Source organism: Rhodococcus sp. USK13 (assembly GCF_018343855.1).
GTDB lineage: Bacteria > Actinomycetota > Actinomycetes > Mycobacteriales > Mycobacteriaceae > Rhodococcus_F > Rhodococcus_F oxybenzonivorans.
The window spans coordinates 1,225,950-1,240,272 of record NZ_CP069242.1; the positions used below are offsets into that span (position 1 = coordinate 1,225,950).

Annotated in this window: 15 protein-coding genes and 1 pseudogene; 7 read left to right on the forward strand and 9 right to left on the reverse strand. The window is 63.7% G+C overall.

Annotated features, from left to right (window positions below):
* Positions 1-63 precede the first annotated feature (63 nt).
* A complete protein-coding gene (locus tag JQT59_RS08445; RefSeq protein WP_213575738.1) occupies positions 64-276 on the forward strand; it encodes a helix-hairpin-helix domain-containing protein in 213 nt (70 codons plus the stop codon).
* 51 nt (positions 277-327) lie between these two features.
* Here JQT59_RS08445 and JQT59_RS08450 read toward each other — a convergent pair whose 3' ends face one another.
* Positions 328-1,026 (reverse strand): Clp protease N-terminal domain-containing protein, encoded by a 699-nt coding sequence (locus JQT59_RS08450; protein WP_213575739.1) that lies wholly within the window; start codon positions 1,024-1,026, stop codon positions 328-330.
* A 128-nt stretch (positions 1,027-1,154) separates the two neighbouring features.
* Between JQT59_RS08450 and JQT59_RS08455 the strand changes: the two genes are divergently transcribed.
* Both JQT59_RS08455 and JQT59_RS08460 read left to right on the forward strand, forming a co-directional pair.
* Positions 1,155-3,524: an FdhF/YdeP family oxidoreductase gene (locus tag JQT59_RS08455; protein WP_213575740.1), complete on the forward strand. Its 2,370-nt coding sequence runs from the start codon at positions 1,155-1,157 to the stop codon at positions 3,522-3,524.
* Between the two features lie 164 nt (positions 3,525-3,688).
* Positions 3,689-3,925, forward strand: a complete 237-nt coding sequence (locus JQT59_RS08460) for a sigma factor-like helix-turn-helix DNA-binding protein (protein WP_213575741.1) — start codon at positions 3,689-3,691, stop codon at positions 3,923-3,925.
* A 46-nt stretch (positions 3,926-3,971) separates the two neighbouring features.
* Here the strand turns inward: JQT59_RS08460 and JQT59_RS08465 are convergent, their stop codons facing one another.
* Together JQT59_RS08465 and JQT59_RS08470 are read right to left on the reverse strand one after the other, a co-directional pair.
* Positions 3,972-4,754, reverse strand: a complete 783-nt coding sequence (locus JQT59_RS08465; protein WP_213575742.1) for a winged helix-turn-helix transcriptional regulator — start codon at positions 4,752-4,754, stop codon at positions 3,972-3,974.
* Positions 4,755-5,118: 364 nt separating this feature from the next.
* Positions 5,119-5,382 carry a hypothetical protein gene (locus JQT59_RS08470; RefSeq protein WP_213575743.1) on the reverse strand — a complete coding sequence of 88 codons (264 nt, stop codon included), beginning with the start codon at positions 5,380-5,382 and terminating at the stop codon, positions 5,119-5,121.
* Positions 5,383-6,054: 672 nt separating this feature from the next.
* On the opposite strand from JQT59_RS08470, the gene JQT59_RS08475 reads away from it, so the two are divergent.
* Both JQT59_RS08475 and JQT59_RS08480 read left to right on the forward strand, forming a co-directional pair.
* Positions 6,055-7,386, forward strand: a complete 1,332-nt coding sequence (locus JQT59_RS08475; protein WP_249354572.1) for an ice-binding family protein — start codon at positions 6,055-6,057, stop codon at positions 7,384-7,386.
* 65 nt (positions 7,387-7,451) lie between these two features.
* Positions 7,452-8,078 carry a class F sortase gene (locus JQT59_RS08480; protein ID WP_249354252.1) on the forward strand — a complete coding sequence of 209 codons (627 nt, stop codon included), beginning with the start codon at positions 7,452-7,454 and terminating at the stop codon, positions 8,076-8,078.
* A gap of 337 nt (positions 8,079-8,415) precedes the next feature.
* Here the strand turns inward: JQT59_RS08480 and JQT59_RS08485 are convergent, their stop codons facing one another.
* Entirely contained in the window at positions 8,416-9,126 is a 711-nt protein-coding gene (locus JQT59_RS08485) for a GAF and ANTAR domain-containing protein (RefSeq protein WP_213575746.1), read from the reverse strand.
* Between the two features lie 145 nt (positions 9,127-9,271).
* Between JQT59_RS08485 and JQT59_RS08490 the strand changes: the two genes are divergently transcribed.
* Entirely contained in the window at positions 9,272-9,955 is a 684-nt protein-coding gene (locus tag JQT59_RS08490) for a PAS and ANTAR domain-containing protein (protein WP_213575747.1), read from the forward strand.
* Between the two features lie 42 nt (positions 9,956-9,997).
* Here the strand turns inward: JQT59_RS08490 and JQT59_RS08495 are convergent.
* Both JQT59_RS08495 and JQT59_RS08500 read right to left on the reverse strand, forming a co-directional pair.
* A pseudogene (locus JQT59_RS08495) lies at positions 9,998-10,123 on the reverse strand (IS5/IS1182 family transposase); the annotation flags it as partial.
* Between the two features lie 115 nt (positions 10,124-10,238).
* Positions 10,239-10,853, reverse strand: a complete 615-nt coding sequence (locus tag JQT59_RS08500; protein ID WP_213575748.1) for a TetR/AcrR family transcriptional regulator — start codon at positions 10,851-10,853, stop codon at positions 10,239-10,241.
* A gap of 287 nt (positions 10,854-11,140) precedes the next feature.
* On the opposite strand from JQT59_RS08500, the gene JQT59_RS08505 reads away from it, so the two are divergent.
* The gene (locus JQT59_RS08505) at positions 11,141-11,965 is read left to right on the forward strand and encodes an SDR family NAD(P)-dependent oxidoreductase (RefSeq protein WP_213575749.1); all 825 of its coding nucleotides are present in this window, start codon (positions 11,141-11,143) and stop codon (positions 11,963-11,965) included.
* Between the two features lie 375 nt (positions 11,966-12,340).
* Here JQT59_RS08505 and JQT59_RS08510 read toward each other — a convergent pair whose 3' ends face one another.
* The 3 genes from JQT59_RS08510 to JQT59_RS08520 all read right to left on the reverse strand — a co-directional run bounded on the left by JQT59_RS08510 (position 12,341) and on the right by JQT59_RS08520 (position 14,317).
* Positions 12,341-12,550: a hypothetical protein gene (locus JQT59_RS08510; RefSeq protein WP_213575750.1), complete on the reverse strand. Its 210-nt coding sequence runs from the start codon at positions 12,548-12,550 to the stop codon at positions 12,341-12,343.
* A gap of 178 nt (positions 12,551-12,728) precedes the next feature.
* A complete protein-coding gene (locus JQT59_RS08515) occupies positions 12,729-13,409 on the reverse strand; it encodes a TetR/AcrR family transcriptional regulator (RefSeq protein ID WP_213575751.1) in 681 nt (226 codons plus the stop codon).
* Positions 13,406-14,317: a fumarylacetoacetate hydrolase family protein gene (locus tag JQT59_RS08520; RefSeq protein ID WP_213575752.1), complete on the reverse strand. Its 912-nt coding sequence runs from the start codon at positions 14,315-14,317 to the stop codon at positions 13,406-13,408. Before JQT59_RS08520 ends, JQT59_RS08515 begins: the two co-directional genes overlap by 4 nt.
* Positions 14,318-14,323 lie beyond the last annotated feature (6 nt).

Below are 14,323 nucleotides of genomic sequence, written 5' to 3' on the forward strand. Positions count from 1 at the left end.
TCAGGCACGAACCCGTCGACGCGATGCCCGTATCGGACGGTATGGCTTCGGTACCGTGTCGGAATGAGCACCCGCGATGTGCCGACACAGATTGGCGACCTTCCTCCGATCGGGCGTCCGGCGAACAGTGCGCTACTCGAGGCGGGCATCACCACCCTGGCGCAGGTGGCCGCTCGCAGTCGTCGCGAACTGCTCGCCATGCATGGCGTGGGCCCCAAAGCTGTTCGAATCCTTGAAGGCGCTCTCGAGGAAAGAGGACTCGCCTTCGTCGAGTGAGCACCCGGGCGGTGGAAGCCCCGACCGACTGAGTGGTGACCGGAAGCGGCTCTATTCCTTCGCTTCCGCCGCGCCGAGCGCCGTCAGCAGGAATCTTTCGGCGGCATCGGTGTCGGCGCCGAGGCGTCGGAGCGGGCCCGGATTGTCCGTTTCGTCGGCCATCAACGCGAGCAGCATGTGTTCCGTTCCGATGTAGTTGTGGCCCAATCGCAGCGCCTCGCGGGTGGACAATTCGAGCACCTTTTTCGCGCCCGCCGCGTAGGGGATCAGAGCGGGGGATTCGGCGTCGGCCGGTCCGGCAGCTAGGTCTGCCTCCGCTGCTTCCCGGATTGCCTGCGGTGTAAAGCCCTGGTCGGCGAGGGCCCGCATCGCGAGGCTGTCGGGCGCGCACAGCATGCCGAGCAGAAGATGGGCCGACTGAATCTCGGACAGTCGCTGCGCCCGCGCTTCCTCCTGCGATTGGACCACCGCCTGCCGGGCCTTCTCGGTGAAACGCGCGAACATGTTGGCACTGCCCTTGGGTGTGAACCGCTGCTGGGCGGCCTGCTTCGTGACACCGATACAGCCACCGATCTCCGTCCACGACGCACCGCTACGCCGCGCTTGATCGACGAAATGGCCGATCAGGTGGTCGGAAATTTCGTTGAGGTGCTCGGCGGTCAAGACCGCAGCCGTCAACTGTTCGAGGGGTTGATCGGGATATCCGGAGCGGATTCCGTCGATGAGGTCGTCGAGTCGTATTTTCATCATGCGTCAACGGTAGATTGACGCATGATGCCCGTCAAGGCAGGGTTGACGATGCGCACTTTTCTCCAGCCGACGCCGCGCCGCGCGAATACGATGTCAGGTAGAACGTCGAGCCGGACGGGAGACTGACCATGCGTCACCACGATGAGGGCCGCGATCACGACGAGGCCGACCTCGAGATCCGACCCCAAGAAGATCATGCCGCCGGCCCCACTGCAGTCGCAGTGTCGATGAAACGTTCTCTCGAGCATATGGGCATGAGGCGGACGGCCGAGACTCTGCTGCGCCTCAATCAGGCCGAGGGATTCGACTGCATGAGCTGCGCATGGCCGGACCCCGACCCGGGGCATCGGCACAAAGCCGAATTCTGTGAGAACGGCGCGAAGGCGGTTGCGGAGGAAGCGACCCGGTCCCGCGCCACTCCGGAATTCTTCGCCCGGCACAGTATCGCCGACCTCGACAGTCACAGCGAACACTGGCTGGGACAGCAGGGGCGGATCACCCACCCCATGGTGAAGCGGCCCGGGGCGACGCATTACGAACCGATCGACTGGGACGACGCGTTTGCCCTGATCGGCGGCCAGTTGAAGGCACTCGACAGCCCGGACGAGGCCATTTTCTATACGTCCGGTCGGGCGTCCAACGAGGCGGCGTTCGCGTACCAGCTCTTCGTTCGCGCATTCGGTACGAACAATCTGCCCGACTGTTCCAACATGTGCCACGAATCCACCAGCATCGCCCTTCAGGAGTCGATCGGAATCGGCAAGGCGAGTGTGGTGATGGAGGACGTATACGACGCGAAACTGATTGTGCTACAGGGCCAGAACCCGGGCACGAATCATCCGAGGATGCTGTCGGCGCTGGAGAAGGCCAAGCAGAACGGTGCGAAGATCCTGTCGATCAATCCGCTCCGTGAGGCCGGTCTGGTCAACTTCAAGAATCCGCAGACCCCACGCGGCATGGTGGGATCGGGTACCGACCTGTCCGACATGCACCTGCCTATCGCGCTGAACGGGGACCTCGCCCTGCTTCAGGCCTTCGGTTCGCTGCTCGTCGAATGGGATGCTCTCGATCACGCTTTCATCGACCAGTACACGATCGGCTTCGAGTCGTGGAAACAGCATGTCGCCGCAGTCGACTGGGACGTTGTCACCGAGACGACGGGGCTGTCCCGGGAGCAGATCACCGACGCCGCCACGTTGCTTCGGGACTCCGACGCCACCGTGTTCTGCTGGGCGATGGGGCTCACCCAGCATCGTAACTCCGTGGCCATCATCAAGGAGATCACCAATCTCGCACTGGCCCAGGGCAATATCGGGAAGCGTGGTGCCGGACTGTTTCCGGTTCGCGGGCACTCCAACGTGCAGGGTGACCGGACGATGGGTATCTGGGAGCGTCCGCCCGGGCATTTTCTCGATGCCCTGCAGAAGGAATTCCGTTTCGATCCGCCGCGCGCGAACGGGTACGACACCGTCGACTCGATCCGTGCCATGCGCGACGGCAAGGCGCACTTCTTCCTTGGACTCGGTGGCAACTTCGTTCAGGCCGCCCCGGACACCGAGGTGACCGCTGCGGCGCTCCGCAAGACGCGCATGACCGTGCACATCTCCACCAAGATCAATCGTTCGCACCTGGTGTGCGGGGAGACGGCGCTCATTCTGCCGACGAAGGGACGCACCGAGAAGGACGTTCAAGTGTCCGGTCCGCAATTCGTTTCGGTCGAGGATTCGACGTGCTCGGTTCACGCGTCGCGGGGTCCGCTGGACCCGGCCAGTCCGCACCTCGAGTCGGAAGTGGGCATCGTGACGCGCATTGCCGAAGCCACCATCGGTGACCGCTACGGAATCGACTGGAAGGGGATGCGGGAAGATTACGCGAACATCCGGCTGCACATCTCCCGCGTCGTGCCCGGATGCGAGGGGTACGAGGTGAACGTCCGACGTCCGGGCGGTTTCATACTTCCGCACCCGCCGCGTGACTCAAGGACGTTCGAAACTCGTTCGGGTCGCGCAGAGTTCGCGGTGTCCCCGATCGAGGTCGTGCAGGTGCCGCCGGGGCATGTGATCTTGCAGACCCTGCGAAGCCACGACCAATTCAATACCACGATCTACGGGTACAGCGACCGCTACCGGGGCATCGAGGGTGGCCGCCGCGTCATCTTCATGCACCGCGACGACATAGCGGCGCTCGGATTCGATGACGGCGACATGGTCGATCTCTTCACGCGCTGGGACGCTGACGAGCGGGTCCGGTGCGCGCAGAACTTCCGCATCGTCGACTACGACACCCCGCGCGGCTCCGCCGCCGCCTACTATCCTGAGACCAATCCGCTGGTGCCGCTGGACTCGACGGCGCTGGGCAGCAATTGTCCAACCTCGAAGTCTGTCGTCATCTCGCTAGCGCGAGCGAAGGGGCGGGACGGCAATCAGGCCGGCGACCAAGACGAGGTGGGCGCTGACTGGACACACAAGACCGACCCGGAGCCGCACCACCTGTCCTGAGTTCGTCCGCAGTTCGCCACTGTCCCCTTACTGTGCTCTGTTCGATGGGTGTCACCCCTGCTCGCCCGCGCAACATCCCGGCGGATCGGGACGCCGGTCCCTTCCCCACGGGACATTGGGCCCGGCACAGTGAAGCGACTTCGACGAGCGAAAGGCGAGCCGTGGTGACCATCGATGACAAGAGCGCAACGCGGCCGTCGACGCTCGTCGACGCGCTACCCGAGCGGTACCGGACGGTGCTGCGCTTGCGGCTCGCTCATCAGTTGCCGGTCGAGAAGGTGGCTCGGATTCTCGGCACTTCGACGGAGGCGGTGCTGCTGATGCAGCACGCCGCGATGAACCTTCTCCGGCGAGAACTCGCGGACGGACGTCGCAATAAGGTCGAACGCTGGATGCAGTGAGGAAGTGCGTCCGCACCGAATGTTCAATACCCCACGGGGTCGTAACTCACACCGCATCCGACAACGTGTATCCCGTGTCAGCGCAGGTGTTTCGGCTGCTGTGGGCAAGGAGTGTCGGAGCCGGGTGCTCGTCGGCCTCGGATTTCAGTCTGAAACCGACGCCGCGCACCGTATCGATGACGTCTGGTGCCCCGTGAGATTCGAATTTGCGGCGTAGTAGATAGACACATGTGTTGAGGACGTTCGACTTGGAACCCGCCGGCAGCCCCCATACTTCCTGTAACAGTTGTCCCCGGCGGACTACGCGGCCGGCATTGCCCGCGAGAGCGACGAGCACGTCGAGTTCGGTTCTACTCAACGCGATGCGGGCAGTGCCGACGTTGAGCACTGCGTTGTCGGTGTCCACTGAGACGCCGGACGAGGTGGACAGATTCGACGACGAGCGAGATGGCCCCAGTCGTCGGAGGAGAGCGCGAAGCCTCGCGATAACCTCGTCGACGTTGACGGGAACACACATCACGTCGTCTGCGCCCGCCTCGAAGTAGGAACACCGGGTTTCCTCGTTCGCGAACTCGTCGACGACGAGGATGCCCGTTCTCGCTCCGAAAACACGCAAGACTCGGATGGTGTCCAGCGCCTCGAGGTTTCGTGAACGGGCGTCGACGATCACTACGTCGGCACGCCGCACGACATCTGCTTCGTCGAGCGTGGCGGAACCGGGCTGCACGTGCATTCCCGCCGAGCGTAGGTACCCGACGAGCCATGGTTCGGCGCTCGGAAGGAGGACAACCGTTCCCGGAACGGCAACGTGATCGGCAAAGGAGTACATCGGTGGGCCCCTCCCTCCTGCGGCTTCGCCGCCCGTGAGTACTTCTCAACCACGGGTTGTTAATAAGTACTCACGGGTCAGTGGCAAGATCGGGAGAATCGACGGGAGTGTTACTGCGATCATTCTGAGTTGTCGACGCTGAGGGATGCAGTGGATGCACCCACTCATTCCGCTCCGGTGACGCGGGGAAGCCGGACAGCCTTTGTCCGGCGGGCGGGCGCCCGCCCGCATGCCGCACGGCGCAATCGACGGTCGGCGGATGAGGACTGCCGTGTCAGGGGGAGATTGCGCGCAGGCAGCCAGTAGTCGGCCCAGCACCGGAGATGTCGGTGTCAGAAGTCCGCTGCACGCTGTCCCTGTCGGGTTACTGCGTGGACAGCCACAGCCTGAATGCTTCAGCCGTCGCCGCCTGCAAAGTCGTCCCCCGGGTGGCTACTTCGATCTTTACCTGCCGCAGCAACTCAGGGTCCACCCGGGCGGAGAACTGCGGGAATTTCGTCGCGCCCACGGACGGAGCGGTGGGTTCGGCTGCAGTCCTCGGTACAAGCGAATCTTCATCACCATCGAGCTCCGCGATCTGCAACGCGGTCTCGGACGCTCCCATGGAGTGCTCGTTGGACATCTTCATCTCCTTGATGAACCGATGAGGTAACCGGTTCGGAGGCACATGCTGAGTTGTGTCAGAAATTCTGTTGCCCATGCACGACCAGAAACGGACCGGAACCGAAGCCTACGGATAGAAAGATAGCAGGCATGAAGGCAAAATAAGTTGTTACCAAAAATACAACTGGATACGGGATATGTAATTTTGCCGAATAAAGAGGTATTCACGGTCCCTATCAGGGTTTGGGACTGGTTTTCGTACCGCCGGTTTGAAATCATGCAATGTAGATTGGTAACTTTGCCGCGACCGTTTATTGGACATGCGACCAGCTTGAACTTACTGCGCGTCCAACCAAACACCGAAACTTACTGTACGTCCGACCAACTCGTGAGTGGACGGCGAGGATTTACCTCCCCGGGTGCGGTCTCCGCCGGTGAATGATCTTTTTCCTTCTCATGGTTTCTGCATCGGCGAATTCCGAGAATTGTGTACCCCCTGCTAGGAGATAAATTAATCAATTAACCGACACGCCGTCTCGATCGTTGACACCTACCGGGTGGTTTGCGAATGATTCCACTCGTCAACCGCTCCACGGTGAGGGGAAAATTCGTGACATCGATCCACAATTCGCTTCGGGCGCGTTCACCGCGCCGCTGGTTTGTCGGGGTAGCGGCCGTCGCGACCACCACGGCTCTGATGATCTCCGGTGGTGTCGCGTCCGCGTCTCATCCTCCGGTCGGTCTGGGGACAGCCGCCTCCTTCGCTGTATTGGCCGGCACTACAGTCACCAACACTGGCCCTACGACCGTTTCCGGAGACCTGGGGGTCAGCCCAGGAAGCGCGGTTACAGGATTTCCGCCGGGAGAAGTGATCAACGGTACGCAGCATGTTGCCGACGCCGTTGCACTACAGGCTCAATCCGACCTGACGACGGCATACAACGATGCGGCCGGCCGACCGGCCACCGCGGCGGCGCCCCCCGATCTCGGTGGTCTGACTCTGGTCGACGGTACCTATAACACGGCCGGGCCGATGGGGCTGACCGGCACCGTCACCTTGGATGCGCAGGGAGATCCCAACGCGGTCTTCATCTTCCAGGCGGGATCCACGTTGATCACCGCGTCGGGCAGCACGGTCGCCCTGATCAACGGGGCTTCGCCGTGCAACGTGTTCTGGCAGGTGGGTAGCTCGGCGACTCTGGGCACCAACACCACCTTCGTCGGCACCATCATGGCGTTGACTTCCATCTCGGTGCAGACCGGCACCACCGTGAACGGACGCGTACTGGCACGCAACGGCCAGGTCAGCCTGGACAACAACGTCATCACCCGGCCCAACTGCGTCACGCCGCCGCCGACGTCCACGACGACGCCGCCGCCGACCACAACGACGACCACCACGACGGCACCGCCGACCACGACGACCACCACGCCGCCGATTACTACCACCGTCACTAACGGTCCCGTGGTTCCGATTCCCATCCCGATTCCCATCCCGATTCCCATCCCGCCCGGCGGCGGAATCCCGGGCGTTCCCGGTGTTCCCGGTGTTCCCGGGGTCCCAGGTATTCCCGGCGTTCCCGGACCGCCTGCTCCTCCAGGACCTCCCGCACCCCCTGCTCCTCCGGCACCGCCTGCTCCTCCGGGACCGCCGGCACCGCCTGCTCCGCCCGGAGGGCCCGGTGAGCAGGGTGGACCCGGTGAGCAGGGTGGACCCGGCGAGCAAGGCGGACCCGGCGAGCAAGGCGGACCCGGTCAGGGTGGACCCGGTGAGCAGGGTGGACCCGGCGAGCAAGGTGGACCCGGCGAGCAAGGCGGACCCGGTCAGGGTGGACCCGGCGGGGGCGGCAAGGGCGGCCCCGGCGGTAACGGGTACATCATTCCCAAGGGGGCCCCGGAAACAGGGGCCGGTGGCATCATTCCGCCCACCGGTGAGGACGCGCTGCTCTATTCGCTCGGAGGACTGGCCCTAGTTGGATCGGGCATAGCTGCCGGCCAGGGCGCCCGACTGCGCGGGGGGCAACGATGAGCGACCCGAACCCCGATTGGCCAGAGCCAGTCCCGGGCCCTGAGTGGTCAGGTACCGAGACGACGATGGGCAGGGCGAAACGCTGGTGGGTGCTGGCCGCAGTCCTGCTGCTCATCGCGACGGCAGTCCTCGCCCTGCGCAGCTATCAGAATTCGGGTGATCCGCAGCTGACACCGCCAACGGTGACCGACACCGTGCCGGCACCCTCTGACGGGGTGTCCGGCCCGGCGCCGGTCGCCCTGCGGATCCCCGAGTTGGGGGTGGACGAATCCCTCATCACGCTCGGCCTCAATCCCGACGAAACAGTGGAGGTGCCCACCGATTTCGACAAGCCGGGATGGTACAAATTCGGGCCCGCTCCGGGGCAACTGGGTTCGGCGGTGATCCTGGGGCATGTCGACTCACACGAGGGCCCGGCGGTGTTCCACCGATTGAAGAATCTGAACGCGGGAGACTCGGTCGAGGTGAGCTTGACCGACGGCAATGTCGCGCATTTCTCCGTCACCAAGGTGGAGACATATCCGAAGACCGAGTTCCCCGCCGAGCAGGTCTACGGCTCACACGGCGACCACACTCTCCAACTCGTCACCTGTGGAGGCGAATTCGACCCGCACGCCCGCAGCTACCTGTCCAACGTCGTGGCCTACACCTCACTGGTCGACATCACTCCGGCGGCCACCAACCAGAGATGACGGAGGCCCCGGGCCCGAGCAAATTTCACGGAAGGAGGCGAAGGCAGCCACGGCCCCGTCGGACAGCGAAGAGTGCTTGCATAGGGCGGGGTTGACCGATCCGTTGCAATCCGCAGGGCCGCGGCAACAGCAACGGATCGGTCAACCCCTGTCGGTCATCTACCGCCCCGGCTAACGCACACCTCATCTGCACGTCATCTACGGATGCAAAATCTATGGGCTGTACCGGACGTTGCGGGTTTACTCTTGGCAGGCTCCAGGACTTCGATCGAGAACCGCGCGTCCGATCACAACTCGGCAAGGGTCGCTCAGGATCTGCAAATGCTGTCGGTGCAGATCAGGTGCTGGCGGAATCCTCGGGCCGGAATCTGAGTCGGGCGGCGATGATGTCTTGGGCGATCACCGTGATCCTGCGGTGTTGCGCGAACGCCACCGCCCGTAGTCGGGTGAGGGCGTCGGCGGGAGAGACCCGAAGCTGGGCGGCCATCATTCCGGCGGCTAGGTGCACCTTGCCGCGCGGAGACAGGGCGGGGTCGACCATCGTCGGGTTGCGCGAGGGATCGAGTTCCTCGACCACGATCGAGCCGAGGGCGGCGGCGTAGCCGGCCGCGGCCCGATAGTGCTGGGTATCGAGCCGGCAGGGCTGGGTGCGGTAGAGCTCGAGGACACCGATGCGGGCGCCGATGAACAGACGGAGGGGGAGGGCGAAGACGGCGCGAACACCGAGGTCGAGTACCTCGGGGACGAGCATCGGCCACCGTGTCGTTGCGGCGGGATCCGTCAGATCGGTGTGTAGTTCGGGCACCGATGTGCGATACGCGGTAAGGCCGGGGCCCTCGCCTAGGGTGAATTCGAGTTCGTCGATCCGTTCGGCGGTGATGTCGGTTGCGTACACCAGGTCCCGACTGGTGTCGCTGGCGAATACCGCGATGGCTATGCCGTCGACACCGACGTCGTTCGAGCATTGCCCGCACAGGGTACGAGTGCGGGCGAGTAGGGACACCGTCTGATCGTCGTCGGGACGAGCTGGGTTTTGTTCGGCGCTCATTTCCCCTACTTTCCCCGGCAGCGCGACCGCAAACAGCCCGCGGCTCACGCCACGAACCTCCGTATGGGTTCACTCGCTACCTCGGCCGGCGACACCCGGCGGGGACTCCCGCAACCCTCCCGCTACCGATGCGCTAGAAATAGGCGTGAATTCCAAGCAGGTGGTCGGTGGCGGTCAGCCGCAGCGGGTGGGCAGTTTCCGGTTCCTTCTCGCCGGCCAGCGGTGGGAGTGGTCGGACACCGTCGCCTGCATGCACGGATACCAGCCGGGTGAGGTCGACCCGACCACCGAGTTGTTGCTCTCGCACAAGCATCCCGAGGACCACCCGCAGGTCGCCCGGGTTCTCGATCGGATGGTCACCGATGCCGAACCGTTCAGCAGTAAACATCGCATTGTCGATACCGCCGGCAAGGTCCGCCACGTCGTCGTCGTCGGTGACCGTCTGCACGACGACACCGGGCAGGTGATCGGCACGACCGGGTTCTACATCGACATCACCGATTCGCACACCAGCGATGTGAAGGAATCCGTCGACGAAGTGGTCGCCGAACTCGCGCAGTCACGGGCGGTGATCGAGCAGGCCAAGGGGGCGCTGATGCTGGTCTACGGCATTTCCGCGGATCGGGCGTTCGATATCCTCGCCTGGCGATCCCAGGACACCAACACCCGGCTGCGCGCGATCGCCGAATCGTTCGTCGCCGGTCTTGCCGACCTCGACCCTGACGAGGCCGGGCTCCGCCACCGCGTCGATCACCTGCTGCTGACCGTGCACAGCCGCGGGGAAGCCCGCTCCGACGATCTGACTGGAAAGCCCAGGTCGCCGACATGAACGACCGAGGAGTCGCGGCGGCGGATGGGTGCGTACATGCGACACCGCCCGGTCATCCACCGGGGCGCTGCCACCTCCCTGCGGGCGAGAGACGAAGCGCGGAACCAACGGTTCGACGATCTCCCACAACGCATCCGACACCAGCCGCAGAGACAACTCATCTGCCACGGTTGACGTGAAGATCGCTTCTTACGGGTTCAATCCTGCCGATGTTACTCACGTCGTGGTCTCGCACGCGCCTCGATCACACCGGTGACACGAAGCTGTTTCCTCATGCGGTGCCTCACAACCCCTGCAGTCTCATGCATTCGGTGTCAGCACCTTCAGTGGGACGGGCAGTTCGCCGCAGTAGTCCTCGGAGATGGTTCAGTGCAGCGTCGGTCGGTTCCCGATCGTCGCCGGTGACCTGTTCGAGTATCAGACCTTCGGCTGCTGAGTAGATGAGGTGGCTCAAGGCCGGGTCAGGCTCGAGGCCAGCCAGCGTCAGTTCCGTGCCGATGGCATCGACGTAGGCATCGCGCACTCGCCGCACGTGGGGTCTGAGTCCGGGACGTCGCCGCGATTCCAGCATCAGCTCGAATTGAAAAGCCTGATCTACCGCGTCTACTTCTGCGAATGTCGACAGTCCTGCGAACAGGGCGTTCAGATCACCGCTACCGGGCCGGGTGCTGATCGTTGCCACACTTCGCGCGAAAGAACGTTGCAGCGCCTGCTCTACGAGTGTGTCGATCGAGCCGAAGTGGTGTGCAACCAACGTGTGGCCGACACCGGCCTCGGACGCGACCCGTCGATAGGTGAGGCGACGAAGTCCGTCATCAGCGACCGCGCGAATGGCTGCGTCGAGGAGGGCATCGCGGCCCTTACCGTACCGCGACTCGGTTACGCCGTAATCGACCATATCGACATCGCCCCTACTGGTTGGAATCGGGCTCAGCAACCGCACACAGCTCCAAGTCCGACCTACGATCAAAGTATTGATTATTGCGTGTGAGTAGTGCATTCTCGTACAAATAGTCACATTAGACCAAATGTTCAGGTTGGCGCGACTGGAACACGAGCTACGTCAGCGCCGAGACGAAACGGCACTCCGGTGCACTCAAATTCTTCCCTGCGGCACTCCCGGCGCAGCCGAACCGCACTGTAGGCCGACATTAGTTCGAGAATCCACCAGAAGAGAGACGCGAGATGACATTTTCTGACACTCGGCACACCAGCCCGGTCGTCGTGATCACGGGCGGTGGCAGCGGCATCGGTGCAGCGACCTGTGAGGCTCTTCGTGCGCTCGGGTGGACGGTAGTGATCTGCGGCCGCCGCCGCGAGCAGTTGGATCAGGTTGCACATGCGACCGGCGCGCATCCGGCTATCGTCGACATCACCGACCCCGATGCGACTCGGCGGCTGGTCGAGGACACTGCGAACCAGTTCGGCCGCTTTGACGCCGTGGTCCTCAACGCCGGTATCGTGCGGCCCGGCCCGGTTGCGGAATTGTCGGAGCAGGATTGGGCGTCGGTGGTGGACACCAACCTCACTGCCCCCTACCGATTGCTGCACCACGCCCTGCCCCACCTGATCCGCAGCCGCGGATCAGTTGTCGGTGTCTCGTCGGTGAGCGCGCTACGTGCGTCGGCCGGGACCGCAGGCTACAACGCCACCAAAGCAGCTTTGACGATGCTCGTGCAGTCGGTGGCGGTCGATTACGGCCCGCAAGGGGTCCGGGCCAACGTTGTCTGCCCAGGCTGGACGCGCACCGAAATGGCGGACGCGGAGATGGCCGAATATGCCGAGGCCAGAAAGATCGACCCCGAACAGGCCTACCGAATCGCTACTGCGCTCGCGCCGTTGCACCGCCCGGCGCACGCGTCCGAGGTCGCGGCCACCATCGCCTGGCTAGTGTCCCCGGCAGCGTCTTATGTAAACGCAGCGGTCATTCCGATCGACGGCGGACTACAGGCCGTCGATCCAGGCACTGCCCCATTCGCCGACACCCTGCAGTCCGCCGATCCGTCCTGACTGGTACCGCAGGTCTCGAAAACTGTTGTGCGGTGACAGCCGGTGTCGGCTGCAACCGCCACTGGGCGTGGGCTCTTCGCGTGGCTCTACAGAACTTGTCGTCGTCCGGAGGTCGCTGCTGCGATGAAGGCGAACGAGGCAATCAAGCAGACGGTGGAGAAGATCAGCATTCCGCCGAACCCGGATGAATCGAAGATCACACCGGCGATGAAGGGTCTGGTGAACCTGCGTGCATGAAGGTGCCGTCGAGGGTGGCCACGCTGGGGAGGGAGGCTGCGGTGATCACGGTCAACGTCCAGTAGACCGGTCCGACGTTCGCCGACGCGAATACCGCGGGGAAGATCGCGAGAATCGCTGCGCCCATAGCCAGCTGAGCTACAACGAAAGGCCGAACGCCCGCCCGGGATTCGATGTCCGACCACTGACCTCCAGTAGCCACTCGGTGAGGTCGGTCTGCGACATCGTGCTTTGACCGCACCAGTCGTCGCTGCGCTCCTCGGGCAGATACGGCTCGAGGAGAAGAGCTGTGTGGGAGGTGGGAGCCCCGGCGAGATCGGCGTTGGCGTCGAGTTGCAATTCGACCAAGCCGGCGCGGCCCGCCAGTAGGATCTCAATGCGGGAAGCAACGCAGTCTCGGCCCGTTCTGTAAGGCGCACTTGTGGCACTTCAGGATGCTCGCGGGTGGCTGGTTGTATAGGGAGGATTCAGCACAGCGAGCCCGTACTGAACCCGGTTCAGCGCACGTCAGGTGCGTGTTTTCATGTCACGCTTCGCTTGTCACCATCGCAGTGATGCCGCCTTCGACGAAGCGCAGTAGTGCTTGATGTCGTTCGTCGATGTCGCGTGTGTGCATGCGGCCCCTGGTGAGGCTGTCGAGCCGGAGATTGTTGGAGTAGGTGTGCATCGTCGCGGCAGCAAGGTGTAGGTAGGCGTCGTGAATTGCCACGTCGTCCGCCTCCGGGAACATAGCGTGCAGCTGGGTTATGAAGTCGGTGGCGATGGTGTTGAAGTCGTCGACGATCAGCCGTCCGATGGGATGTCCGGAGTTGGCGAGTTGGGCGATGAGCCGAAAGTAGTTGCCCCACCCGGGATCGCTGGCGCGTTGGCGCATCGGTTCGGTGAACGCGTCGATGAGTGCGCACAGGCGTCGAGCTCGAGCTCCGTGGGCCGGTAGTTTCGCCAAATGGGCGCGTCGGTCGTCGTTGAGGGGTCGAATACGTCGAGCCAGTACTGCCTGGAACAGGCCTTCCTTGCCGCCGAATTGTTCGCTGATCGCGGCCAGTCGGGTGTCGGCGCGGTCGGTGATGTCGCGGACGCTGACGCCGAAGTAGCCGCGGTCGGCGAAGAGCTCCTCGGCCGTGTCGAGCAGCCGCATCCGCAGTTCGGCGCGATTGGCGTCCCGCGAACTCAGCGGTTGCGGGTTGTCAGGGGAGAGAGCTGTCACGATCCGAGTATGGCGTGTTGGATGCTACCGATCCCGTCGATACCGAGTTCCAGGATGTCACCGGATTTGACCCAGTGTCCGGTCTCCATGCCACTGCCGCCGGGAAGTGTGCCGGTGGCGAACAATTCGCCGGGTCGCAGGGTCTCGTCGCGGGATGCGTGTGCTAGAACATCTCCGATGCTGTGGTGCATCCCGGCGCTGGACACAGTACTCACGGTGGTGCCATTGATGCTGACCGTTCCCTGTAGGGCGTCGATGCGGGGCAGAATTTCGTCGGCGGTGACAGCGACCTCGGACAGCGACGTCGCGAAGTGCTTGGACTTTTGCGGGCCGAATCCGCTCTCCATCTCGGCGCGCTGCACATCACGTGCGCTGAGATCGTTCAGCACGACAAATGCGCCGATAGCGTCCAGGGCCTCGTCCGCAGTGGCGTTGAACAGCTCGCGCGCCAGGACGAACCCGATCTCGAGCTCGTAATCGAGCGCCCCGGTGTACGAGGGCGCAACTATCGGTGTCCCCGAGGGCACGAAGGTCAACGCGTTGGACATGTAGTAGATCGGCTGAGTGTAGAACAGCGGCTTGGGTTTGAGGAGCGGGAACGTGCGTCGGGTGAGGGTCTCGACGGCCGCGACCACCCGTTCCTGCCTCGGATGAAACCGCTGCAGCAAGCCCCGGCTGGCATCGAGAACATGCTGCTCGTAAAGCATGAAGTCCCGGAACGACGCAGGCTGGAACGGCAGCAACCGCGCACTGCGCTGGAGGTGTTCGTCGGCGCGGGTCAGATCCCACTCCGGGTCGAAAACCCGTCCACCCAGAGCAGTTCGGTCCGTGATGGGCTCCCACGGCCCACCGCTCTCAGACGCCTGCACCTGAAGGCCTTCCGCGGTGCGCACTCGTCGCAACTTCATCGCCCG

Coding starts and splice junctions, on each gene's coding strand:
- JQT59_RS08445 (WP_213575738.1), top strand. CDS start 64: ATGAGCACCCGCGATGTGCCGACACAGATTGGCGACCTTCCTCCGATC.
- JQT59_RS08450 (WP_213575739.1), bottom strand. CDS start 1,026: ATGATGAAAATACGACTCGACGACCTCATCGACGGAATCCGCTCCGGA.
- JQT59_RS08455 (WP_213575740.1), top strand. CDS start 1,155: ATGCGTCACCACGATGAGGGCCGCGATCACGACGAGGCCGACCTCGAG.
- JQT59_RS08465 (WP_213575742.1), bottom strand. CDS start 4,754: ATGTACTCCTTTGCCGATCACGTTGCCGTTCCGGGAACGGTTGTCCTC.
- JQT59_RS08470 (WP_213575743.1), bottom strand. CDS start 5,382: ATGAAGATGTCCAACGAGCACTCCATGGGAGCGTCCGAGACCGCGTTG.
- JQT59_RS08475 (WP_249354572.1), top strand. CDS start 6,055: ATGATCTCCGGTGGTGTCGCGTCCGCGTCTCATCCTCCGGTCGGTCTG.
- JQT59_RS08480 (WP_249354252.1), top strand. CDS start 7,452: ATGGGCAGGGCGAAACGCTGGTGGGTGCTGGCCGCAGTCCTGCTGCTC.
- JQT59_RS08485 (WP_213575746.1), bottom strand. CDS start 9,126: ATGAGCGCCGAACAAAACCCAGCTCGTCCCGACGACGATCAGACGGTG.
- JQT59_RS08500 (WP_213575748.1), bottom strand. CDS start 10,853: ATGGTCGATTACGGCGTAACCGAGTCGCGGTACGGTAAGGGCCGCGAT.
- JQT59_RS08505 (WP_213575749.1), top strand. CDS start 11,141: ATGACATTTTCTGACACTCGGCACACCAGCCCGGTCGTCGTGATCACG.
- JQT59_RS08520 (WP_213575752.1), bottom strand. CDS start 14,317: ATGAAGTTGCGACGAGTGCGCACCGCGGAAGGCCTTCAGGTGCAGGCG.